Annotated in this window: 21 protein-coding genes; 10 read left to right on the top strand and 11 right to left on the bottom strand. The window is 71.3% G+C overall.

The window, feature by feature from the left end; translation table 11 throughout:
* Positions 1 to 31: 31 nt before the first annotated feature.
* The gene (locus KIK05_RS26410) at positions 32 to 1,018 is read right to left on the bottom strand and encodes an NAD(P)-dependent alcohol dehydrogenase (RefSeq protein WP_214413520.1); all 987 of its coding nucleotides are present in this window, start codon (positions 1,016 to 1,018) and stop codon (positions 32 to 34) included.
* A 156-nt stretch (positions 1,019 to 1,174) separates the two neighbouring features.
* Here KIK05_RS26410 and KIK05_RS26405 point away from each other — a divergent pair, with 156 nt between their 5' ends.
* Positions 1,175 to 1,882: a DUF2306 domain-containing protein gene (locus tag KIK05_RS26405; RefSeq protein WP_250563453.1), complete on the top strand. Its 708-nt coding sequence runs from the start codon at positions 1,175 to 1,177 to the stop codon at positions 1,880 to 1,882.
* Here the strand turns inward: KIK05_RS26405 and KIK05_RS26400 are convergent.
* From KIK05_RS26400 to KIK05_RS26385, 4 genes are all read right to left on the bottom strand, one after another.
* On the bottom strand, positions 1,872 to 2,528 hold the full coding sequence (locus KIK05_RS26400) for a response regulator (protein ID WP_214413519.1): 657 nt from the start codon (positions 2,526 to 2,528) through the stop codon (positions 1,872 to 1,874). The two genes, KIK05_RS26405 and KIK05_RS26400, sit on opposite strands and share 11 nt — an antisense overlap.
* Positions 2,525 to 3,667, bottom strand: coding sequence for a sensor histidine kinase (locus KIK05_RS26395; protein ID WP_308250122.1), 1,143 nt, complete (start codon positions 3,665 to 3,667; stop codon positions 2,525 to 2,527). Before KIK05_RS26395 ends, KIK05_RS26400 begins: the two co-directional genes overlap by 4 nt.
* Positions 3,668 to 3,748: 81 nt before the next feature.
* Positions 3,749 to 4,438, bottom strand: coding sequence for a DUF4230 domain-containing protein (locus tag KIK05_RS26390; RefSeq protein WP_214413518.1), 690 nt, complete (start codon positions 4,436 to 4,438; stop codon positions 3,749 to 3,751).
* Between the two features lie 108 nt (positions 4,439 to 4,546).
* Positions 4,547 to 5,905, bottom strand: coding sequence for a hypothetical protein (locus KIK05_RS26385; RefSeq protein WP_214413517.1), 1,359 nt, complete (start codon positions 5,903 to 5,905; stop codon positions 4,547 to 4,549).
* 350 nt (positions 5,906 to 6,255) lie between these two features.
* Here KIK05_RS26385 and KIK05_RS26380 point away from each other — a divergent pair, with 350 nt between their 5' ends.
* Complete coding sequence (locus KIK05_RS26380; RefSeq protein ID WP_214413582.1) at positions 6,256 to 6,774, top strand: MarR family winged helix-turn-helix transcriptional regulator; 519 nt, start codon at positions 6,256 to 6,258, stop codon at positions 6,772 to 6,774.
* 73 nt (positions 6,775 to 6,847) lie between these two features.
* On the opposite strand, the gene KIK05_RS26375 is transcribed toward KIK05_RS26380, so the two are convergent.
* On the bottom strand, positions 6,848 to 8,575 hold the full coding sequence (locus tag KIK05_RS26375) for a S8 family serine peptidase (RefSeq protein WP_308250121.1): 1,728 nt from the start codon (positions 8,573 to 8,575) through the stop codon (positions 6,848 to 6,850).
* 168 nt (positions 8,576 to 8,743) lie between these two features.
* Here KIK05_RS26375 and KIK05_RS26370 point away from each other — a divergent pair, with 168 nt between their 5' ends.
* Complete coding sequence (locus KIK05_RS26370) at positions 8,744 to 9,706, top strand: tetratricopeptide repeat protein (RefSeq protein ID WP_214413515.1); 963 nt, start codon at positions 8,744 to 8,746, stop codon at positions 9,704 to 9,706.
* Between the two features lie 87 nt (positions 9,707 to 9,793).
* Here KIK05_RS26370 and KIK05_RS26365 read toward each other — a convergent pair whose 3' ends face one another.
* A complete protein-coding gene (locus KIK05_RS26365) occupies positions 9,794 to 10,084 on the bottom strand; it encodes a hypothetical protein (RefSeq protein WP_214413514.1) in 291 nt (96 codons plus the stop codon).
* Positions 10,085 to 10,168: 84 nt separating this feature from the next.
* On the opposite strand from KIK05_RS26365, the gene KIK05_RS26360 reads away from it, so the two are divergent.
* On the top strand, positions 10,169 to 11,578 hold the full coding sequence (locus tag KIK05_RS26360) for an NAD-dependent malic enzyme (protein WP_214413513.1): 1,410 nt from the start codon (positions 10,169 to 10,171) through the stop codon (positions 11,576 to 11,578).
* Between the two features lie 36 nt (positions 11,579 to 11,614).
* Here the strand turns inward: KIK05_RS26360 and KIK05_RS26355 are convergent, their stop codons facing one another.
* Positions 11,615 to 12,469 (bottom strand): hypothetical protein, encoded by an 855-nt coding sequence (locus KIK05_RS26355; RefSeq protein WP_214413512.1) that lies wholly within the window; start codon positions 12,467 to 12,469, stop codon positions 11,615 to 11,617.
* Between the two features lie 183 nt (positions 12,470 to 12,652).
* On the opposite strand from KIK05_RS26355, the gene KIK05_RS26350 reads away from it, so the two are divergent.
* On the top strand, positions 12,653 to 13,231 hold the full coding sequence (locus KIK05_RS26350) for a YqgE/AlgH family protein (protein WP_214413511.1): 579 nt from the start codon (positions 12,653 to 12,655) through the stop codon (positions 13,229 to 13,231).
* Here the strand turns inward: KIK05_RS26350 and KIK05_RS26345 are convergent.
* Complete coding sequence (locus KIK05_RS26345; protein WP_214413510.1) at positions 13,174 to 13,833, bottom strand: TetR/AcrR family transcriptional regulator; 660 nt, start codon at positions 13,831 to 13,833, stop codon at positions 13,174 to 13,176. The two genes, KIK05_RS26350 and KIK05_RS26345, sit on opposite strands and share 58 nt — an antisense overlap.
* Before the next feature lie 146 nt (positions 13,834 to 13,979).
* Here KIK05_RS26345 and KIK05_RS26340 point away from each other — a divergent pair, with 146 nt between their 5' ends.
* From KIK05_RS26340 to KIK05_RS26320, 5 genes are all read left to right on the top strand, one after another.
* Positions 13,980 to 15,551 carry a DHA2 family efflux MFS transporter permease subunit gene (locus tag KIK05_RS26340; protein ID WP_214413509.1) on the top strand — a complete coding sequence of 524 codons (1,572 nt, stop codon included), beginning with the start codon at positions 13,980 to 13,982 and terminating at the stop codon, positions 15,549 to 15,551.
* Between the two features lie 91 nt (positions 15,552 to 15,642).
* Positions 15,643 to 15,891, top strand: coding sequence for a DUF3039 domain-containing protein (locus KIK05_RS26335; protein ID WP_214413508.1), 249 nt, complete (start codon positions 15,643 to 15,645; stop codon positions 15,889 to 15,891).
* A 111-nt stretch (positions 15,892 to 16,002) separates the two neighbouring features.
* On the top strand, positions 16,003 to 16,884 hold the full coding sequence (locus tag KIK05_RS26330) for a zinc metalloprotease (protein ID WP_250563452.1): 882 nt from the start codon (positions 16,003 to 16,005) through the stop codon (positions 16,882 to 16,884).
* 110 nt (positions 16,885 to 16,994) lie between these two features.
* Positions 16,995 to 17,675: a hypothetical protein gene (locus KIK05_RS26325; RefSeq protein ID WP_214413506.1), complete on the top strand. Its 681-nt coding sequence runs from the start codon at positions 16,995 to 16,997 to the stop codon at positions 17,673 to 17,675.
* Between the two features lie 225 nt (positions 17,676 to 17,900).
* Positions 17,901 to 19,658, top strand: a complete 1,758-nt coding sequence (locus tag KIK05_RS26320) for a DEAD/DEAH box helicase (protein ID WP_214413505.1) — start codon at positions 17,901 to 17,903, stop codon at positions 19,656 to 19,658.
* Between the two features lie 124 nt (positions 19,659 to 19,782).
* On the opposite strand, the gene KIK05_RS26315 is transcribed toward KIK05_RS26320, so the two are convergent.
* Positions 19,783 to 20,178 carry a spore-associated protein A gene (locus tag KIK05_RS26315; RefSeq protein ID WP_214413504.1) on the bottom strand — a complete coding sequence of 132 codons (396 nt, stop codon included), beginning with the start codon at positions 20,176 to 20,178 and terminating at the stop codon, positions 19,783 to 19,785.
* Positions 20,179 to 20,312: 134 nt separating this feature from the next.
* The gene (locus KIK05_RS26310) at positions 20,313 to 20,888 is read right to left on the bottom strand and encodes an isochorismatase family protein (RefSeq protein WP_214413503.1); all 576 of its coding nucleotides are present in this window, start codon (positions 20,886 to 20,888) and stop codon (positions 20,313 to 20,315) included.
* Positions 20,889 to 20,893 lie beyond the last annotated feature (5 nt).

The following is a 20,893-nucleotide window of genomic DNA, read 5'->3' as shown; positions in this document are numbered from 1 at the left end:
CGGTGCGCACCAGCCGGGCAGCGCAGGCAGGTCACATCGTGACGACGACCTTGCCCGTGGCGTGGCCCGCTTCCTGGTAGGCGACGGCCGCCGGGACGTCCTCGAAGGGGTAGCAGCGGTCGATGACCGGAGTGATCTTCCCGGTTTCGATCAGTTCGGTCAGCGTCAGCAGGTTGCGCTTGTTCTCCGTGCAGCGGACCACGTCGGCCATCGCCACTCGCTGGGGCACGAACGGGCCCGCCGCGAGCGCCGCGAAGACGTGTCCGACGGGTTGCAGCCAGCGGCCGGCCGGGCCGCCGACGCTGACGTAGGTCCCCTCGCGGGTCAGCGCCCGGCGGCAGGCCGACCCCCCGTGGCCTCCGGCGATGTCCACCAGAAGGTCGTACCGGCGCCCGTCCCGCGTGAAGTCCTCTTCGGTGTAGTCGACGACCTCGTCCGCGCCGAGCGACCGGACCAGGCCGAGATTGCGGGTGCCGCAGACACCGGTGACCTTCGCGCCGAACGCCTTGGCGAGCTGTACGGCGAACGTCCCCACGCCTCCTGACGCCCCGTTGACCAGGACGGACTGCCCCGGCTGGATCCGTCCCTGGTCGCGCACGGCCAGCAGGGCGGTGAGGGCCGCCAGCGGCACCGCCGCGGCCTGCTCGAACGACAGGTTCCCCGGCTTGGGCGCCAGCTCGCCCTCCCGGACGCACACGTACTCGGCGAAACCGCCCTGCTTGGGCATCGCGTACACCTCATCGCCCGGACGGAACTCCGTCACGTCGTCGCCGACGGCCTCGACCACGCCCGCGACGTCGGCGCCCAGGATGGCGATGGCCGGCCTGAACAGCCCCGGCCCGCCGGGCATCAGGCGCGCGATGTACGGCTCGCCGCGCATGAGATGCCAGTCGTACGGCTGGACGGAGGTGGCGCGCACCCGTACCAGCACCTCGTCGGCGCGGGGCACGGGCGTGCCGACGTCGGTGAGCTCGAGCACGTCGGGTGGGCCGTACGAGCGCTGGGCGAACGCCTTCATCACCGTCTCCTCTCATGCCGGACAGAAGCAGTGTGCCGAGGCCCCGGTCGCAGGCACCACGGCCGGAAGTACGACGTCCTGCTCGGCTGATCGGCCAGGTCAGGTCGGGCCGCCGGGGCGATGAGCCGGAGGCGCCCCGGCCGCGACGATCGGGTCATGACCGACGAGAGCATGACGATGGAAAAGGCCCGTCCCCACGGCCGGTCGGCGGACGTCCGGAAAAGGTCGGGCGCGGGCAGGGATCGGCTCGTGGTGGCCGGGCTGATCGCCCTCAGCGCCGTCCCCGTGATCGCCGGCTCCGCCCGGCTGACCCAGCTCGCCGGGGGCGCGCAGGTCACGGCGGACAACGCGCGGTTCTTCGCCTCACCCGTCTCGGTGGTGCTGCACATCATCGCCGTCACCCTGTACAGCGTCCTCGGGGCCTTCCAGTTCGCGCCCCGGCTCCGCCGCCGGAAGCTCGGCCTGCACCGCGCCGCCGGGCGGCTCCTGGTCCTGTGCGGGCTCGTCGCGGCGCTCTCGGGGCTGTGGATGACCCTGTTCTATCCCCGCCCCGCGCTGGACGGCGATCTCTTGGAGGCCTTCCGGCTGGTGTTCGGCTCGGCCATGGCGCTGTCCGTCGTCCTCGGGTTCGCCGCGATCATGCGGCGGGACGTCGCCCGGCACCGGGCCTGGATGATCCGCGCTTACGCGATCGGCCTCGGCGCGGGCACCCAGGTGCTGACCCACGGGTTCTGGTACCTGGTCCTCGCCGCGACCGGCCGGCCCGCCTCGCTCGACGAGCTCAGCAGGGCGATGCTCATGCTCGCCGGCTGGGTGATCAACGTCGCCGTGGCCGAATGGCTGATCCGCCGGGTCAGGTCCTGACGCGGTCGGTCTCGTACGCCCACATGGCGATCTCCACGCGGTTGCGGACGCCGAGCTTGGTCATCAGGCTCGCGATGTGGCTCTTGACCGTGCTGAGCGAGATGTGCAGCTCGTCGGCGATCTCGCCGTTGGTCCGCCCGCGCGCCACGGTGAGCAGGATCTCCTCCTCCCGCTCCGTCAGCGGTTCGATGGGCTGCGCGCGCGAGGCGGCCGGCGCGGTGCCGGCGAACGTCCTGAGCAGCCGCGCGGTGACGCTGGGCGCGATGAGCGCGTCGCCGTTGGCGGCGGCGCGGACGGCCTGGGTGAGGAGCTCGGTCCCGGCGTCCTTGAGCAGGAAGCCCCGGGCGCCGGCCCTGAGCGCGGCGTGGACGTACTCGTCGAGGTCGAACGTGGTGATGACGACCACGGCGAGCGGGTCGGCGACGTCCGGTCCGGCAAGGGAACGGGTCGCCTCGATGCCGTCGAGGAGGGGCATGCGGATGTCGAACAGGCACACGTCGGGCCGCAGGCGCCGCGCGAGCTCGACGGCCCGCCGCCCGTCGGCGGCCTGGCCGACGACCTCGATGTCGGGCTGGGCGTCGAGGATCATCGCCAGCCCCGTGCGGGCGATCTCCTGGTCGTCGGCGACGATCACCCTGATGCTCATGTCGCGGCCCCGGTTCGCGGTAGTACGGCGGTCACGGTCCAGCCTCCGTCGGGGTTCGGCCCGGCCTCGCAGGTGCCGCCGAGCAGGAGCGCCCGTTCGGTCATGCCGATCAGCCCGTATCCCGGCGACGCCGACGGGCGCATGAGGCCGCTCTCGCCGTCGTCGCTCACCCGCAGGCGTACGGAGGTGTCGTCGCCGGTCACGCGGACCTCGACGCGGGTGGCGTGCCGGGCGTGCCGCCGGGCGTTGGTGACGGACTCCTGGGCGATGCGGTAGATCGCGGCCCCGACCGACGGAGGGATCTCGTCGAGGTCGCCCGAGAGCTCCACCTGCACGGACGGACCCGAACGGCCGCTCCCGGCGAGCTGTTCGAGATCGGTGATCATGTGCTGGCCGGCCGCCGGTTCGGCCGACTCGCTCAGGCGCAGGACGCGGACCATCGCCCGCATCTCGGCCAGGGCCCGTGACGCCTCGGCCTCGATCACCCGCAGCGCCTCGGTGGCGGCCTCCGGCCGGGACGCCGCGGTGGCGAGGCCCGCCTGTGCGCGGATCGCCATCGCCGAGACGTGGTGGGCGACGATGTCGTGCAGGTCGCGGGCCAGCTGCTCGCGTTCGAGCAGCTTGACCTGGTCGAGCTCGCGCATCCGTGCCTTGGCCCGGTACCGGAACGCCGTGCCCAGGGTGACGGCCGAGAACATGACGGCGAACGCGCCGCCCGCGTTGGGAGGATTCAGGTCGTAGAAGGCCGTCGAGACGCCGATGGCGAGGAGCATGAGCGCCAGCCCGGTGACGGCCTCGCGGCCGGATCCCCAGCGGTACAGCGAGTACACCAGCAGCACCGCGAACCCCATGGTGTTCGTCTCCGCGCGGTGGCCGCCGGTCAGCAGGGGCGCCAGGCTCGTGACGGCGAAGGTGATCGCGAGCATCTGCAGCGGCCGGGTGCGGCGCCACAGCAGCGTGGGCACCAGCGCGATCGTGACGGCCACCGAGAGGGCCCGCCACTGGAGATCGGTCCGCAGGGCCCCTTCGAGCAGCGCGAGCGGCACCAGCACTCCGGCGAGCGCCCAGTCACGCCATGTCCGCATCGGCGGGCGCGGGGGGCGGGGCTCGTTCCACACGGAACGGAGGAGGCCGGGCACGGCATCATCGTACGAGAGCCGGCGCCGGTCCGGTTCGCCCCGAAAGCGCATCATTTGGTGACCCGTGGGCGGGCCGCCGGGTCAGGGCTCGTCGGCGTACTTCACCGTGACCTTGGTGAAGCCCAGTGACTTCAGCATGCCCTCCAGCATGAGCTTGGTGTTCTGGTCGGCGCGGTTGCGCAGGTCGCTCGACCGGGCCGCCTCGGCGATCTTCTGCTCGGCCAGCACGTAGAGCTCCTGCTGGTTCTGCGGCGAGCTCGACAGCATGTCCTGCACGCGGTCGAGGATGCCGCGCTGCTGGGCGTAGACGTAGGACTTCTTGTTGTCGAGGTTCGGCTTCTCCAGCTGCGCGCGGGGGAGCCGCACGGTGACCGCGGTGCGGTCCGGCGAGACGGTGATCGCGTCCTTGGGCAGGCCGGAGAAGTCGACGTAGGCGTCGACGCTGCCGGCGCCCACGAACAGGGTGCGCGATCCCTTGATCGCGTCGGGCAGGAAAGCGGCGTCCTTCTCCAGGTCGACGATCACCTGGAAGTTGCCGCTGGCCGCCTCGAAACGGCTCATGTTCTGGATCGACTGGAGCAGGACCGGCTGGCTGCGGTCGATGGTCGACTCGCCGAAGGGGTCGAGGTACGACCAGACCAGCTTGGCGCCCACGACCAGGAGCACGAGAAGGACGAGTAAGCCCGCGAGGTAGCGCCAGCCGCGGCGGGACCGGCGCTCGGCCGGCTCCTGGGGCGCCGCCGCCTGGGGGGTCGACGTCTGGCGGTTCACGGCCTTTGTCCTTCCCGAGATCGCGTCCTTCTCACATCATGCCCGGGGTACGGCAGTGTGACCCGGAGACGTTGAAGGATGCCGGAAAGCCCGTGCCCGCAGGGGGTCTCAGCCCGCGCCGGTGGCGGAGCGCGGGCTCGGCATGGTCGGGTAGGGAGAACCGACGGCCTCGCCGGGGGCGAAGGCCGCGGCACGCCCGTGACCGTGGGGCAGCGGACGCGAAAGGCCGCCGTTCGCCGGGCCCCCGCCGAAGTGCGACGCCTTGAGCCGGCAGGTGGCGAAGTCGGTGTAGAACATGCGCAGCCAGTCGCGGCGCTGGCTCTCGGCCAGCGCGGAGAACCACGCGGCCGCCGCCTGGTGACCGGGCAGGGGGCCGCTCGGAAGCGGCTCGCCGCGCAGCCAGGCCGTCACGATGGCCCGGTAGCCGTCGGCCTGGACGTCGCCGCAGGGCCGCGCCAGCCGTTCGACGAACTCCGCCGCCGCCCGCGCGGCGAACCCGGGGCTGAGGTCGTCGACGTGGACGACCACCACGCCCTGAGCCGGGGCGTCGTCGCCCCGGGGACGCTGCTCGACCCGGGAGAACGCCGCGGGCGTGCCGGTCAGGCGGGCGGCGATCGTGGTGAACACCGCTCCGAGCTCGGTCAGCCCGCTGCGCATCCCCGGATGGACGCACACCGTGATCGGCCACTCCTGGCAGCTGTAGATCATCGGGTCGGTGGCCGCGACCGCGCGGGGCTCCCCGAGCAGCCTCGCCATGCCGACGGCGGCGGCGAGGACCGCCAGCAGCGCCACGGCGAGCGCGAGCGGGCGCCTGCTGACCACCGCCGCCCAGGCGAGCAGCAGGGCCGCGGTGAGGCCGAGCAGCCACAGCGACTGGTTGGCGAACGCCGCCGGGCTCAGGCCCTCGAACGGGTCGTACGGTTCGGACGCGGCCGGCAGGAGCCTTTCGACCCAGGCCGGGCCCACCGCCAGGGTGGTGAACAGGGCGTAGCAGCCGACCCCCGCCAGCAGCGGCGTGACCGTCCACGGCAGCAGCCAGCCGATCACCCAGCCGATGACCCCGTACAGGGTCAGCCCCGCGGCCCCCACGGCGAGCCCGGTCGGGGCGAGGTGCCCCGCCTGCTCGGTGAGGGCGGCCTTCACCGCGAGCACGGTGACGGTCGCCCCGAACGACCCCACGACGACACCCAGGATCGCCAGGGGCACCCGGAGCGCGTGCCACGCGCCGAGCAGCCGCCCGCGCAGGGCGCGCCGCTTGCGCACGGCCACCCAGGCCGCGAACGCGGCGGCGACCGGCCCGGTCAGCCGGAGCGAGCCGATGACCGCGACGACGATGTTCTCCCATGCGGAAATGCCAGGAACCAGGACGCTCCACGCGGCGAGCAGGCCCAGCGCGAGCAGTATCCCTACCGCCACCAGCGCGCTGTGCTTCAGCTCTTCGCGTGAAACGCCCCTGTGCTCAAGCACGGCCCCGCGTGGACCGGATGGCCGGCCACGCGGCCCGTGCCGCACTCGTGATCTTCATTTAGGAACCCCCGTGCCTGGATGAGCGGCGCTGTCGGCACCGGTGCCGGCCCCTTGGCACCCGTGCCCGATCCGATCACGCCACGCCGTACGTCCACGGGCTCGCATAGCCGCGCCTCGCGTCGTACGTCTCGGCTTTCCCCGTGCTTTGGATCGGGCTTTGCCGCGCCTCACCTCTTGACGTGCCAACCATAACGGAGCGTGATGTTTGATGTCCCGCTTCTTGGGCAACCGATGAAAGATGGTCACCCTGCGTCAGTGGTCGCGGCAGGCGCTAGCGTAGCGTTGTGTCAATCGGTGCACCGAAGCCGCTTAACCTGCCGTTCGACCCCATCGAGCGCGCCGCCGAGACGTGGAGCGCCCGCTTCGGGCCGTCATCAGCCATGGCAGCCGTCACATCGATCATGAGAGCGCACCAGATCCTTCTCGGGCAACTGGACACGCTGCTCAAGCCGCACGACTTGACGTTCGCGCGGTACGAGGCGCTCGTGCTGCTGACCTTCAGCAAGAGCGGCGCGCTGCCGCTGTCGCGCATCGGCGAGCGGCTCATGGTGCATCCCACGAGCGTGACCAACACCGTCGACCGGCTCGAGCGCGCCGGCCTGGTGCGGCGCATGCGCAACCCCAAGGACGGCCGCGGGGTGCTCGCCGAGATCACCGGCAAGGGGCGCGAGGTGGTGGAGCGGGCGACCGCCGACCTCATGGCGGCCGACTTCTGCATGACGATGTACGGCGAGGGCGAGCTCGCCGAGATGTTCGAGACGCTGCGCACGATCAGGGTGGCCGCGGGGGACTTCAAGCCCGGCGAGTAGCCAACGAGGGCCGGCGGCCCCACGGGAAGGGGACCCGTTCCGGCGGAACGGGTCCCCTGACGGCAGGCGGGGCTCAGCGGCCGATCGCGCGGAGGGCGTCGACGATGCCCTTGCCGTAGAAGCCGTTCGACAGCGGCGTCCCCTCACAGGTGTGGGTCGCCGTCACGGTGGTGCCGGTCGGCAGGTGGCGGGTGTAGGTGTAGGCGGGCGGGTTCGGGCAGGCGGTCTTCGTGGCGGTGCCCTTCATGATCGCCTCGACGACGTCGGGGGCGAGGGTCTTGCCGCCGTCGCGGTCGCGGTGGCCGTACCTGCTGACGATCAGGGCGGCGACGCCGGCCGCGCGGGGCGAGGCCATCGAGGTGCCCTGGAGGTACTGGTAGTACGCGCAGGTCGCGCCGTCGCAGTCCTTGACCACGTAGTTCACCGTCGGGTTCCCGTCGGCGTCGATCTCGCCGTTGGCCACGGCGAGCGACTTCGGATAGGCCGACAGCGTGGCCTTGCTGATGTCGCGGGTGTTGTCCGGGGTGTCGTACACGTCGCCGCCGGGGGAGGCCACGTCGACGTACCCGTTGCCGTAGTCGGAGTAGTACGCCTTGCGCTTGCTGATGCCCGTCGAGGACACCGAGATGACGTGCTCGCCCTCGCTCGGCATCGAGGTGCAGCTCGGCGGGATGGTGCGGCTGTAGGGGGCCTCACCGGGCGTACTGGCGAAGTCGGGGCTGGTGGTGTCGACGAACGTCTTGGTGTAGTCGGAGGCCTGGTTGCCCGCCGCCGACACCAGCGTCACGCCGTGCCGGTGGGCGTAGTTCAGGGCCCGCTGGGTGGCCTTGACGATCGTGCTCTGCTCCAGCCGGTTCTCCGGCGAGTCGGCGGGGTTGTCGGCACAGTTGAACAGCCAGGGGTCGATGTAGTAGCTCATGTTGACCACGTCGACCCCGATGTCGCCCGCGTAGGTCAGCGCGTCGACGGTGGGCTGCAGGAAGAACAGGCCCGAGTCCTGGCCGACGCGGAGGTTCACCAGCGACACCTTCGGGGCCACGCCCGCGATGCCGAGCTTGTTGATCGGCGCGGCGATCGAGGAGGCGACGTGGGTGCCGTGGCCGTCCTCGTCCACGTCCGCGGGGTCGTTGCACGACTTGTCGGGCTCGGCGTCACACGGCCCGTCGACCACCGCGCCGTTGGCGTCGTAGGGGATGTCGACGGTGAAGTTGCGGCTGAGCGCCCGGTTGAAGTTGGGGGCGATGTCGGGGTGGGAGCCGTCGATGCCCGTGTCCATGACGCCGACCAGCACGCGCGGGTCGCCCTGCTCGTACTTGTGGGCCACGTCGGCGTGGATCTGCTTCATGTCCCACTGGAGGTCGGCCAGGGGCTCGTCCTTGACGTTGCGGCCGTGCTCGACGGCACCCCGCTCACGGCCTTCCTTCTCGACGGCCTTCGCCGCGTTCTGGGAGTTCTGGGCACGGGCGCCGGGGGCGGCGAGCCTGTCGGCCTTGGGGACGGCGCCGATGACGCGGTCACGGGCCACTCCCTCGATCGCACCGCTGTCCTTCAGCGCCGAGACGAACCCGGCGTTCGCGGTGGTGACGGTGGCGAGCCCGACGGCCTCGTTCACCTTGACGACGCTGCCTCCGGCGGCCTCGACGGCCTTCTGCGCCTCCGCGGCGGGGACGCCTTCCTTGTAGAGGACGACGTACTGGGTGGTCGGCGCGGGGTCGGCCGACGTTCGGACGGCCTGCGCCGGGAACGCCAGCGACGCGGCGATCACGGCGGCCGAGGCGGAGACGACGATGACGCGTTTCACACTCACCTCCATGTGAGCTTGCTTCGTGTCCGGGCCCATCGTTCGGGATGACCCGGCTACATGACAGATCCGTAGCAATTCGCGATAAAGGCGTGACAAAGCGCTGCCGCGCTCCGGCGAGGCACGGTCGCGACAATGAGCACGCGCCGGATGCGGCAGGATTGGATTATGAGCCCAAGGGACTTCACTCGACCGGCATCGTTGCAGGGGGCCATCGATCTCGGTGCGCGCAAGCAGGCACTGGAAGCCCAGGCGCGTCGCGAGGCGGCGGCGGCGAAGGCCGCCGAGGGAGGCGGCCCCGCGACTCCCGCCGCCCAGGCCGTCATAGACGTGACCGACGAGACCTTCGCCACCGACGTGATCGAGCGCTCCATGCGCACGCCGGTCGTCCTCGACCTGTGGGCGACGTGGTGCGAGCCGTGCAAGCAGCTCAGCCCGATCCTGGAGAAGCTCGCCGCCGAGGCGGGCGGCAGGTGGGTGCTGGCCAAGGTCGACGTCGACGCCAACCCCCAGATCAGTGGTGCCCTGCAGGTGCAGAGCATCCCGACCGTGCTGGCCGTCTTCCAGGGGCAGGCGGTGACCGGCTTCCAGGGGGCGCTTCCGGAGGCGCAGGTGCGCCAGTGGCTCGACCAGCTGATGGCGGCCCTCGCGCAGTACCTCCCGCCCGCGCCCGAGGGGCCCCAGGCCGCGCAGGGGCAGCAGCCTGCCGAGCCTCCGGCCGACCCCGACCTGCTGGCGGCCGAGCGGGCCGTCGAGGAGGGCGACCTCGACGGGGCGGCGGCGGCCTACGAGCGGCTCCTCGCCCGTTCTCCCGCCGACCCGGACGCCAAGATCGGCCTGGCGGGGGTGGGCCTCGTGCGCCGCACGCAGGGGCTCGACCCGGGCGAGGTGCTCCGTCGTGCCGCCGACGACCCCGGCGACGTCGAGGCGCAGACGCAGGCGGCCGACATCGAGATGCTCGGCGGCCGGGTCGAGGAGGCGTTCGACCGGCTGGTCGCGGCCGTGCGCCGCACCAGGGGCGACGAGCGCGACAGGGTGCGCCGCCACCTGCTCGGCCTCTTCGACGCCCTGCCCGCCGGCGACGAGGCCGTCGCCAAGGCCCGCCGCGCACTCGCCAGCGCCCTCTACTGACCCCCGGCGCCGCGCGAGGGGCGCGGCGGTGGTCTGAGGAGGAGGGAGGGTGAGGTACGAGCCCGTACGACGACGAAGACCACCGCCTCAAGGGCGCCCCTCGCCGCCGAGCGCAGCGAGGCCATCGAACACAGCGAGGCCATCGAACACAGCGAGGCCATCGAACACAGCGAGGCCATCGAACACAGTCAGGCCATCGAACACAGTCAGGCCATCGAACACAGCGACCGCTCCGCTTGGGGCGGTCGCTGTGTGGCGTAAAAATTCATCGCAGCCGCCACAATCGCCACAGAATGCGGCGGGTGTCGCGGGTCGTAGTGTGATCGTTCCTTCTGGGAGGCGGAAGCGCTCGGCGGTGTCTGGCACGATGGATTCCACGAACTGAGCAGGCGAGCCGGATGCACGACCCCGAGCAGCCGAGCGCGCGCGCGATGACGAGCACCCGCAAAGGAGCGCATTGACGTGGCCACCGTGCCGAGCGTGTCGTACTCGATAACCGTCCGTCTCGAGGTCCCGGCGGGCGGCAAGGCCGTCAGCCAGCTCACCCACGCCGTGGAGAACGCCGGGGGAGTGGTCACCGCCCTCGACGTCACCACCGCCGGCCACGAGAAGCTGCGCATCGACGTCACCTGCGCCGCCAAGGACACCGACCACGCGCAGGCCATCGTCGACAGCCTCGACGCCGTCGACGGTGTGGTCCTGCACAAGGTCAGCGACCGCACCTTCCTCATGCACCTCGGCGGCAAGATCGAGATGCAGTCGAAGGTGCCCCTGCGCAACCGTGACGAGCTGAGCATGGCCTACACCCCGGGCGTGGCGCGGGTGTCGCTCGCCATCGCCCGCAACCCCGAGGACGCCCGCCGCCTGACCATCAAGCGCAACACCGTCGCGGTGGTCACCGACGGCTCGGCGGTGCTGGGCCTCGGCAACATCGGCCCCGCGGCGGCGCTGCCGGTCATGGAGGGCAAGGCGGCCCTGTTCAAGCGGTTCGCGGGCATCGACGCCTGGCCGATCTGCCTCGACACGCAGGACGTCGACAAGATCGTCGAGATCGTCCGGGCCATCGCGCCCGGGTTCGGCGGCATCAACCTCGAGGACATCTCGGCCCCGCGCTGCTTCGAGATCGAGCGGCGGCTGCGTGACCTTCTCGACATCCCGGTCTTCCACGACGACCAGCACGGCACGGCCATCTGCGTGCTGGCCGCGCTCACCAACGCCCTGCGTGTCGTGGGCAAGTCGCTGCCCGACGTGCGCATCGCGATGGCGGGCGCCGGCGCCGCGGGCACCGCCGTGCTGCGCCTGCTGCTCGCGGCCGGCGCGCGCAACGTCGTCGTCTGCGACTACCTCGGCGCGGTGCACAAGGGCCGAGAGGACCTCGACGACTCGCTGCGCTGGATCGCCGAGCACACCAACGCCGAGGGCTACAGCGGCGACCTGCGGGGCGCGGTGAAGGGCGCCGACGTCTTCATCGGCGTCTCGGCCCCGGGCATCCTGACCGGCGACGACATCGCCACGATGGCCGAGTCGGCCGTGGTGTTCGCGCTGGCCAACCCCGAGCCCGAGGTCTCGCCCGACGACGCCAGGGAGCACGCCGCGGTGGTCGCCACCGGCCGCTCCGACTACCCCAACCAGATCAACAACGTGCTGGCCTTCCCGGGCGTCTTCCGCGGTCTGCTCGACGCGCAGTCGCGTACGGTCACCGAGTCGATGCTGCTCGCCGCGGCCAACGCCCTGGCGAACGTAGTGTCCGAGGAGGAGCTCGGGCCGAACTACATCATCCCCAGCGTCTTCCACCCCGACGTCGCCGGAGCGGTCGCGGCCGCCGTGCGCGAGTCGGCCGGCGGCCGGGTGCGGGGCCTCACCGAGGCGTAGGACGCCGTCCGCCGGGCCGGCCGCCCGCGCCCGAGCCTACGGGCGGCGGCGGCCGTACGGCGGGCGCGGGCGGGTGAGCGCCTGCTCGGGCACGCGGCGTGGCCAGAGCATGCCGACCCAGAGCAGCATCGCGCCGAATATGATCATGCCGGCGGCTGTGGCGATCTTGCCGTAGAAGTCGGCGGGCGGCCCGGTGTACGGCAGGTGGTTCGGCGCGGTGCGGATCAGCGGGTTGTACCTGTGGCGGCGGGTGACCGCGCCGCCGCTGTCGTGGCTGTCGCTGTCGCTGCTCTCGCTGTACACCCGCCGGTGGTACTCGCCGTACGACTCCTCCTGGCTGCCGCACCGCGACCGCACCTGGTATGTCGTGGTGCCCTGCCCGTCGAGCCGCACGGCGATGCGCGCGGTGCCGTCGTGCTCGACGTAGACCGGGATGCTGCGCTGGACTCCCGACCAGAGCACGCCGTCGCGCACGAGGCCGTTGTCACGGTAGACGGAGTATTCGACGGTGTCGTGGCCCCGGGGCGAGGTGAGCACGACGTCGGCCCGCCCTGCGGGGCACTCGACGCGGGAGACCGAGATCCGCACGCGCCCGCCGTCGTCACCCCTGTCGCCGAGGGGACGGGACGTCAGGACGCGTACGCGCCCGGTGCCGTCCCCCCTGTCGGTGACGGGACGGGACGCCAGGACACGGGTCCGCCCGGTGTCCTCCCCCCTGTCGGTGACGGGACGGGAGGTGAAGATCCGTACATGCGCGTCGTCGCCTGTGGGATGGGAGGACGTGACCGGCGGGCGGCCGCCCTCGTCGCCGGCGGCGCGCGTGCCGTGGGCCGCCGGGATGGCGATGGCCGCTCCCACCGCCACAAGCGTCACAAATATGAGGGGGGTCATGGGAAGTCTCCCCTTTCGTCACGGCCTTCTGCTCGGCATGCTCTCGGCGAACCGGTCCTCCTTGGCACGGATCTATGCACGGACAGTTCCCGTTCGAGCGCTCTCCGTAACATATTCGCAGATGGGCACCCGTCTGACGGGGGTCGGGCGCGCGGTCGGGGGGTGACGCGTCATGATGGATGCATGGCGGAGGCGATCTACGTCGGCGCGCTGCTGGTGGCGACGCCACTGCTTGACGACCCGAACTTCCGGCGCGGTGTCGTGCTGATCCTGGAGCACGACGATGACGGCGGCACTCTCGGTGTCATGCTCAACCGGCCGAGCGAGATCAGTGTGACCCAGGTGCTCCCCTCCTGGGACCCCCTTGTGAGCGGCCCCTCCGTGCTCTTCGAGGGCGGCCCCGTCCAGACCGACAGCGCGCTCGCCCTCGCGGCGGTCCCGAGCGGGCAGGAGCCCCTGGGGTGGCGGCGTCTCCACGCCGGCACCTCGGCGGTGTCCAAGCTCGGCACGGTCGACCTCGACGCGCCCCCGGAGATCCTGGCCGGCGAGATCACCCAGATGCGCATTTTCGCCGGGTACGCGGGCTGGACGGGCGGTCAGCTGGAGGCCGAGATCCGCGAGGGCTCGTGGTACGTCGTGGAGGCCGAGCCGGGCGACACCTTCGACTCCCGCCCGTCGAACCTGTGGCGCTCGGTGCTGCGCCGTCAGCCGGGCGAGCTGGCCTTCGTGGCGACCTGTCCCGACGACCCCAAGCTCAACTGATCCCAGCCCGAGCGCAGCACCTGTTCGGTGAGGTCGAGGGCGTGTTCGACGTTGTCGGGCACGGCGTCGAAGGACTCGGCGTCGGACAGGCATTCGAAGCCCACCCTCATGGCCGATGTCACCAGTGACACCAGCAGGTGGGGGCGCAGGTCGGTGGTGGGGTCGACGCCCTCCCGCCGCGCGATCTCCGCGGTGAGCCTCTTCTCGATGTCGCCCATGCGGGCGATGCTCTTCGAGATGAGGATGGGGTCGGCCTCCATGACCCGGCGCTGCTTCAGCGCGCGGCCGTGGTCCTCGGCGGCCTCGGCCCTGATCTGCTGGACGACCTCGCGGAAGGTCGCGATCAGGGCGGCGAGGGACGGCTCGTCCGCCGGACGGGCGGCGAGAGCCGAGGTCGCGATCCGCTCGAACTCGGTCGTGTAGTAGAGGACCAGGTCTTCCTTGCTGCCGAAGTAGCGGAAGAACGTGCGCGGCGAGATCTCGACGGCGGCCGCGATCTGATCGACGGTGGTGGCCTCGTATCCCTGGGCGAGGAACAGATCGAGGGCGGCGTCGATCAGAGCCTCCCGTGTCTGGTGCTTCTTGCGTTCGCGCAGACCCATGCCGGACACCTCCTCGACATCTTCACGTCACATTGTGCCACAAGTCACCATCTGTCGGATAAAAGCGTTTGTCATCTGTCATGGACTGTCATAATCTACCCAACAACGACTACTGAGGAAAACAACGAAAACAGGGGGACCTTTCCATGGCTCAAGTGCTGGCCGCGCCCGCTGACGCGCCGGCCCGACGCGGTCACGGTCATCCGTGGCTCACGCTGCTGGCGGTGGCGCTGGGCGTGATCATGGTAATGCTCGACGGCACCGTCGTCTCGATCGCCAACCCGGTGATCGGCAAGGAGCTGAACGCCTCGATCTCCGACCTGCAGTGGATCACGAGCGGCTACCTGCTCGCCCTTGCCGTGTTCCTGATCACCGCCGGCAAGCTCGGTGACCTGTTCGGGCACAAAAAGGTCTTCATCGTCGGCATCGCCGGATTCGCCCTCACCTCGCTCGCCATCGGCCTCACCTCGTCCATCGGGATGCTGATCGCCTTCCGGGTGCTCCAGGGCCTGTTCGGCGCGCTGCTCCAGCCGGCCGCCCTCGCGCTGCTGCGCGCCGCGTTCCCGGGCGAGCGGCTCAACATGGCGTTCGGCATCTGGGGCGCGGTGATGGGCTTGTCCAGCGCGGCCGGCCCCATCGTGGGTGGCCTGCTGGTCGAGAACGTCAGCTGGCAGTCGGTGTTCTTCATCAACGTGCCCGTGGGCATCGTCGCGGTCATCGTCGGGCTCTGGGTCATCAAGGAGAGCAAGGCCGAGGCGCTGTCGAAGATCGACATCCTGGGTGTGGTCCTGCTGTCCGGAGCGATGTTCTGCCTGGTGTGGGCGATCATCAAGGCCCCCTCCTACGGCTGGGGCGACGCCAAGACCATCGCCTTCCTCGCCGGCGCGGTCGTGCTGGGCGCGGTGTTCGTCTTCTGGCAGAGCCGCGCGGCCGAGCCGTTGCTGCCGCTCAGCCTCTTCCGCAACGCGTCGGTCTCCATCGGCACGGTGCTCATGGTCCTGATGGCCTTCGCGATGTTCGGCGCGATGTTCTTCCTCACGTTCTACTTCCAGGGCGTGCACGGGCTCTCGCCGCTGGACTCCGGCCTGCGCATGCTCCCCATGAGCGCGGGCATGATCGTGGCATCGCCGCTCGCCGCCGCCATGCTGAGCAAGTTCGGGCCGAAGCTGCCCATCGCCGCCGGCATGCTGATCACCGCCGTCTCGATGTTCCTGCTGTCCCGGCTCGGCCTGGAGGCCGGCTACGTGCAGACCGCGATCCCGTTCGCCCTGCTGGCCTTCGGCCTCTCGCCCGTCATGGTCGGCGCCACCGAGGTGATCGTCGGCAACTCGCCCGAGTCGCTGAGCGGCGTCGCGGGCGGCATGCAGCAGTCGGCCATGCAGGTGGGCGGCTCGCTCGGCACCGCCGTGCTCGGCGCGCTGATCACCGCGAAGGTGGCCGACGTCCTGCCGGGGCACTTCGCCGCCGTCAAGATCCCGATCAACGCCGAGCAGGTCGACCAGATCAAGAACGTCGTGGCGCTCGGTGTCGCCCCGGTGCAGCCCGGGATGCCGAAGCCGGTCGCCGAGGCGCTGACGCAGGCCGCGCACCAGTCGTTCCTGGACGGCATGCACTTCGGCTTCGGCGTGAGCGTCGCGGTCGCGGTGGCGGCGGCGCTGCTGGCGCTGTTCGTCAAGGCGGGCCGCAAGACCGAGGGGGCTCCGGTCCACGTCGGCTGATTTCTGGCCTGTCGAGGGTACGGCTCGCGCCCGGCGCGGGCCGTACCGTCGTTTCCGTGACCGGGCCCGGAGCCACGTAGACTCGGATGGCGTGAGCACGAAGATCCTTCCCGAGAGCGAAGTACGGCCGCGCCTGTCCCACGGTGACGACGGCGACCACGAGCGGTTCTCGCACTACGCCGACAAGAACAAGATCACCGAGAGCTACATCACCGGCGTCCCGATCCGCGCTCTGTGCGGCAAGGTCTGGACGCCGAGCCGCGACCCCAAGAAGTATCCGGTCTGCCCCGAGTGCAAGGAGATCTACGAGGGGCTGCCGAAGGGCGACTCCGGCGAATAAGGGCGGCCGCGCCGGGCCCGATCGAGTGTTGCTCCCGGCCGATCGGCGTCGTTGGGTTTAGCGTCAGCACTCTGACCTGAGTAAACGGGGGAGTGCATGGTGCGGCGCGCGATGGCCGTGTCTTTGGTGTGCCTGTCGGCGCTGGGGAGCGTGCCCGTTCCTGCTCGCGCGTCCGCCGTCCGTCCCTGCGCGCTCACGCGGCAGCCGCTGCGCACGCCGGCGCGGGGCGTGGAGCCGTACACGCCGGGTGCGGGCGAGGCGGCGCGCATGCTGGCCGAGATGCGCCGCAGGCTGCGCGCCACGCCCCACGCCCCCGTCCCGGCGTCGGTCATGGTGCCGCTCTGGGTGCACGTGATCACCGACGGACGGCTCGGCGCGCCCGACAGCGCGGTCCACGCCCAGGTCGACACGCTCAACGCGGCCTACGGGGGGCGGTACGGCGGCGTCGACACCGGCGTCCGTTTCGTCCTGAAGGGCGTGACGCGCACCGACAACTCCGAGTGGTTCCGGGAGCCGCTCGGCAACGAGGCGGCCATGAAGGAGCGCCTGCGCAAGGGCGGTCCCGAGACGCTGAACCTCTACATCGCCCAGTTCAGCCAGCTCGTCCTCGGCTACGCCACCTACCCCCACTGGTACCAGGACCACCCTTCCCTCGACGGCGTCGTGATCGACTGGCGCAGCCTGCCGGGCGGATCCCTCCGCGACTTCTCCAAGGGCTACACCGGGGTGCACGAGATCGGCCACTGGCTCGGGCTGCTGCACACCTTCGAGAACGGCTGCAACCCGCCCGGTGACTCCGTCGACGACACCCCGCCCGAGGCGCAGCCCACCCAGGGGTGCCCGCCGCGCAAGGACACCTGCCCCGAGAACGGCGACGACCCCGTCCACAACTTCATGGACTACTCCCACGACCGCTGCATGACGGAGTTCACGGCCGGGCAGGCCGGCCGCATGCGCGAGATGTGGAACGCCTACCGCGCGCCCGCCGTCTGATCCACGCCCTGCGCGCCCGATGTTCCGTCGTTTCCTTACCCAGAGTGCGGAAGTGCGTTGACGGATGGGCGGTCCCGGTGGCGATACTCGGTGCACCGGGAGGAGGCGTCGTGGACGAGCATCGGACCAAGCGGCGGCCCTACGGCGACCGGGTGTGGCCTCCGGCCGCGGAGGAAGGCCTGCCGCCATCCGCGCGGCTGTACGGCGCACCCGCCCCGCCGTCGCGCGTCAGGGTGCCGTTCTGGCTCAGGCGCACGCTGGCCTACCTCGCCGCCGTGGCGGCCGGGACCGCCGTGGTCGCCGGGGTCGTGGCCTTCGCGGTGGGCCGCCTGAACGCCCCAGGGCCCGCGCTGACGGTGGTGGACGCGGCGGCCGGGGTTCGCTACCCCCTGCCGCAGGGGTGGCGGCAGGGGGCCGTACCGCCCGTCACCGGCTTCACCTCCGCGGCGAGCCTCGACGGTTCCGCGGTCGTGATGGCCCGCCCCGCCGCGCCGGTCGGCACGGCCGGGCCGCGTCCCGCCGCCCTCGAACTGGCCGACCTGTACGCGCGGCTGCTGCTGCACGGCGACACCGTCGAGGTGGTGGACGACCGCTACGTCGCCGTCGGCGGGTACACCGGCCATTCACGATCCCTTCTCGCCAAGTACAGCGACGTGGTCAACCAGCCGTCGTACCTGCGCGTGACACTTCTCACCAAGGGCGACCGCAGCGTGGTCGTCGTCGGGCTCGCGCAGCCCGACGACCCGCGGCGGCGCGCCGAGATCGACGCCGTCGTAGACGGCCTGAAGTAGGCGGATCCGCGCCGGCCGGGCGGCCGTACGGGCCGGTCGGCGGGGTCCGGACGGCCCCGTGACGGGAGGCGCGGCGCGGCGGCCCTTCGCCGGATCGGCGCTTCCTGTCGGTGGTCCCCGCTATCGTGGCTTCACTGTGAGGGACGGACACGAGCGCAGCGACAAGATCATCAGTGGGGGAGACGCCACGGCGGCCCTGAGAGACCATCTGACGAGGAGGTCGGCGTGAGCTCCTTTGCCGCGTCCCATCTGTCACCCTCCTACCCCAACCGCGCCGCGTGGGGCACCGCCCCCAAGCTCCGCGCCTGGCAGCAAGAGGCCTTCGACCTCTACTTCCGGCGCGAGCACCGCGACTTCCTCACCGTGGCGACCCCCGGCGCCGGCAAGACCACCTACGCGCTGCGCATCGCCAGCGAGCTGCTCGCCCAGGGCGTCGTGCAGCGGATCACGATCGTCGCGCCCACCGAGCACCTCAAGCGGCAGTGGGCCGACGCCGCCGCTCGGGTCGGCATCGCCATCGACCCCGAGTTCAAGAACAGCCAGGGCACCACCTCCCGCGACTACACGGGTGTCGCGGTCACCTACGCCCAGGTCTCGATGCACCCCGCGCTGCACCGCACCCGCACCGAGAACCGCCGCACGCTGGTCATCTTCGACGAGATCCACCACGCGGGCGACGCCAAGTCGTGGGGCGACGGCGTCCGTGAGGCCTTCGAGCCCGCCACGCGGCGCCTGGCGCTCACCGGCACCCCGTTCCGGTCCGACGTCAACCCCATCCCGTTCGTCACCTACGCCGAGGACGGCGAGGGCGTGCGGCGCAGCGTCTCCGACTACTCCTACGGCTACGGCCCGGCCCTCGCCGACGGCGTGGTCCGTCCCGTGATCTTCCTGGCGTACGCCGGCGAGATGCGCTGGCGCACCCGCGCGGGCGACGAGATCGCCGCGACACTCGGCACGCCGCTCACCAAGGACCAGCTCGGGCAGGCCTGGCGCGCGGCTCTCGACCCCAAGGGCGACTGGATCCGCCAGGTGCTGCGGGCCGCCGACAAGCGGCTCACCGAGGTGCGCAGGCACATCCACGACGCCGGGGCCATGGTGATCGCCAGCGACCACGAGACGGCGCGCGCGTACGCCAAGCACATCCGTGAGATCACCGGCCAGGGCGCCACCGTCGTGCTGTCCGACGACCCGGGCGCCTCCGACAAGATCAAGCAGTTCAGCGCCTCGGAGGAGCGGTGGCTGGTCGCCGTCCGCATGGTCTCCGAAGGCGTCGACATCCCGCGCCTGATGGTCGGGGTGTACGCCACCAGCACCTCGACCCCGCTGTTCTTCGCCCAGGCGGTGGGGCGTTTCGTCCGTGCCCGCAGGCGGGGCGAGACCGCGTCGGTGTTCCTGCCCTCGGTGCCCACGCTGATGGGCCTGGCCTCCGAGATGGAGACCGAGCGCGACCACGTCCTCGACCGCAAGGTGCCCGAGGAGGGGCTCGACGACTTCCTGGTCGACGAGTCCCGCCAGAAGAAGGACAATCCCGACGTCCTCGGCGACGAGCTGCCGTTCGAGACCGTCGAGGCGTCGGCCACGTTCGACCGGGTGCTGTTCGACGGCGGCGAGTTCGGCACGCCCGCCGAGCCCGGCTCGCCCGAGGAGGAGGATTTCCTCGGCCTGCCCGGCCTGCTGGAGCCCGACCAGGTCGCGGTGCTGCTGCGCAAGCACCAGGCCGATCAGCAGGCCGCCAGGCGGCGCAAGGCCGCCGAGGCCCCGCCGCGGCCCACGCTGTCCCCCCACGAGGAGATCGCCGCGCTGCGCAAGGAGCTCAACGGCCTCGTGGGCGCCTGGAACCACCGCACCGGCCAGCCCCACGGCGTCATCCACGCCGAGCTGCGGCGGGCGTGCGGCGGCCCCGCCATCGCGCAGGCCACGGCCGACCAGATCCGCCAGCGCATCGACATGATCCGCAAGTGGGCCACCCAGAGGTCCCGCTAGCCGACGATGTGCCCCGGGGCGACGACGTACGCGGGCGTGCGCTCGTGATCGCCCCGAGTGGCCCCGAGCCTCGTCCCTTCACGCGCACCGCTCAGGTGGGCGCCGTGGAGGCCGGGGCGGTGGGTCAGCCGCAGTGGGTCCGGTACTTCGCGTTGTAGGCCGTGCCGTCCGCCCCGGCCCAGTCGATGCAGCTGCCGGCGGCCTGCAGGTAGATCGGGCCAGCGAAGTGGGTGAAATTGCCCTCGTTCTTGACCTGCCAGCTTTCGACGGACGACCGCTTGAGGTAGGCGCCCATGTGGTGCGCGGTGCCCTTGGTGTTGCGGATGGTGACCAGGCAGTTCCACCCGTTGTTGTAGGTCAGGAACATCGTGGCGTTGCTGCCCACCGCCGCCGAGTCGATGACCCGGTAGCCCGAGCCGCAGGAGCCGTTGTACGAGGCGGCCGACGCCGGTGACGTCACCGTTCCGGCCAGCGTCGAGGCGGCAACCAGTCCACCGAGCACCAGCGCTCTGAACTTCATTCGCTTCCTCCTTTTGGGTCGTGCGGTTACCCGCTTAATGGCGCAGTAACTTACTTGATCAAGATCCAAATGATCAAGAAACGACCAGTAGGTGAGAAAGCCCAGCCCAGAGCGCCGGTGAGCGTCCCCCGGCGTCAGCTCGTCCTGACGATGGGGGTGCCGGCCAGCTCCACCCCCGCGGCCTTCAGCTCGGCGAGGGCCGCCTCGGTGGTCTGCGGGGCCACCCCGGCGGTCAGGCCGAGCAGCACGCGCACCGCGAAGCCGTTCGCGGCGGCGTCCAGGGCCGTGGCCCGCACGCAGTGGTCGGTGGCGATGCCGACCACGTCCACCCGCTCCACGCCGCGCGAGGAGAGCCATTCGGCAAGGCCCGTGCCGTCGCCTGCGGCGCCCTCGAAGCCGCTGTAGGCCGCGCTGGTCCTGCCCTTGCTGAACACCTCCTCGACGGCCGAGACGTCGAGCGCGGGGTGGAACTCGGCGCCGCCGGTGCCGACGACGCAGTGGGCGGGCCAGCTGTTCACGTAGTCGGGGCTGTCGGCGAAGTGGGATCCGGGGTCGACGTGGTAGTCGCGGGTGGCGACCACGTGGTCGTACCCGCCCGTCGCGGCCTGCGGCCCGATGGCGGCGGCCACCTCGGAGCCGCCGGCCACCGGGAGGCTGCCGCCCTCGCAGAAGTCGTTCTGCACGTCGACGATGACAAGCGCGGTCTTCATCACGT

Origin of the sequence: Sphaerisporangium fuscum, assembly GCF_018531465.1 — a bacterium.
GTDB classification, from domain to species: Bacteria; Actinomycetota; Actinomycetes; order Streptosporangiales; family Streptosporangiaceae; genus Sphaerisporangium; species Sphaerisporangium fuscum.
The sequence above is the reverse complement of the archived record's forward strand: the minus strand, read 5'-3'. Positions and strand labels throughout refer to the sequence as shown.

What these genes read in the sequence shown, in the direction of transcription:
- KIK05_RS26410 (WP_214413520.1), bottom strand. Translation starts at nt 1,018, where the DNA reads ATGAAGGCGTTCGCCCAGCGCTCGTACGGCCCACCCGACGTGCTCGAG.
- KIK05_RS26405 (WP_250563453.1), top strand. Translation starts at nt 1,175, where the DNA reads ATGACCGACGAGAGCATGACGATGGAAAAGGCCCGTCCCCACGGCCGG.
- KIK05_RS26400 (WP_214413519.1), bottom strand. Translation starts at nt 2,528, where the DNA reads ATGAGCATCAGGGTGATCGTCGCCGACGACCAGGAGATCGCCCGCACG.
- KIK05_RS26370 (WP_214413515.1), top strand. Translation starts at nt 8,744, where the DNA reads ATGAGCCCAAGGGACTTCACTCGACCGGCATCGTTGCAGGGGGCCATC.
- KIK05_RS26355 (WP_214413512.1), bottom strand. Translation starts at nt 12,469, where the DNA reads ATGACCCCCCTCATATTTGTGACGCTTGTGGCGGTGGGAGCGGCCATC.
- KIK05_RS26350 (WP_214413511.1), top strand. Translation starts at nt 12,653, where the DNA reads ATGGCGGAGGCGATCTACGTCGGCGCGCTGCTGGTGGCGACGCCACTG.
- KIK05_RS26345 (WP_214413510.1), bottom strand. Translation starts at nt 13,833, where the DNA reads ATGGGTCTGCGCGAACGCAAGAAGCACCAGACACGGGAGGCTCTGATC.
- KIK05_RS26340 (WP_214413509.1), top strand. Translation starts at nt 13,980, where the DNA reads ATGGCTCAAGTGCTGGCCGCGCCCGCTGACGCGCCGGCCCGACGCGGT.
- KIK05_RS26330 (WP_250563452.1), top strand. Translation starts at nt 16,003, where the DNA reads ATGGCCGTGTCTTTGGTGTGCCTGTCGGCGCTGGGGAGCGTGCCCGTT.
- KIK05_RS26315 (WP_214413504.1), bottom strand. Translation starts at nt 20,178, where the DNA reads ATGAAGTTCAGAGCGCTGGTGCTCGGTGGACTGGTTGCCGCCTCGACG.
- KIK05_RS26310 (WP_214413503.1), bottom strand. Translation starts at nt 20,888, where the DNA reads ATGAAGACCGCGCTTGTCATCGTCGACGTGCAGAACGACTTCTGCGAG.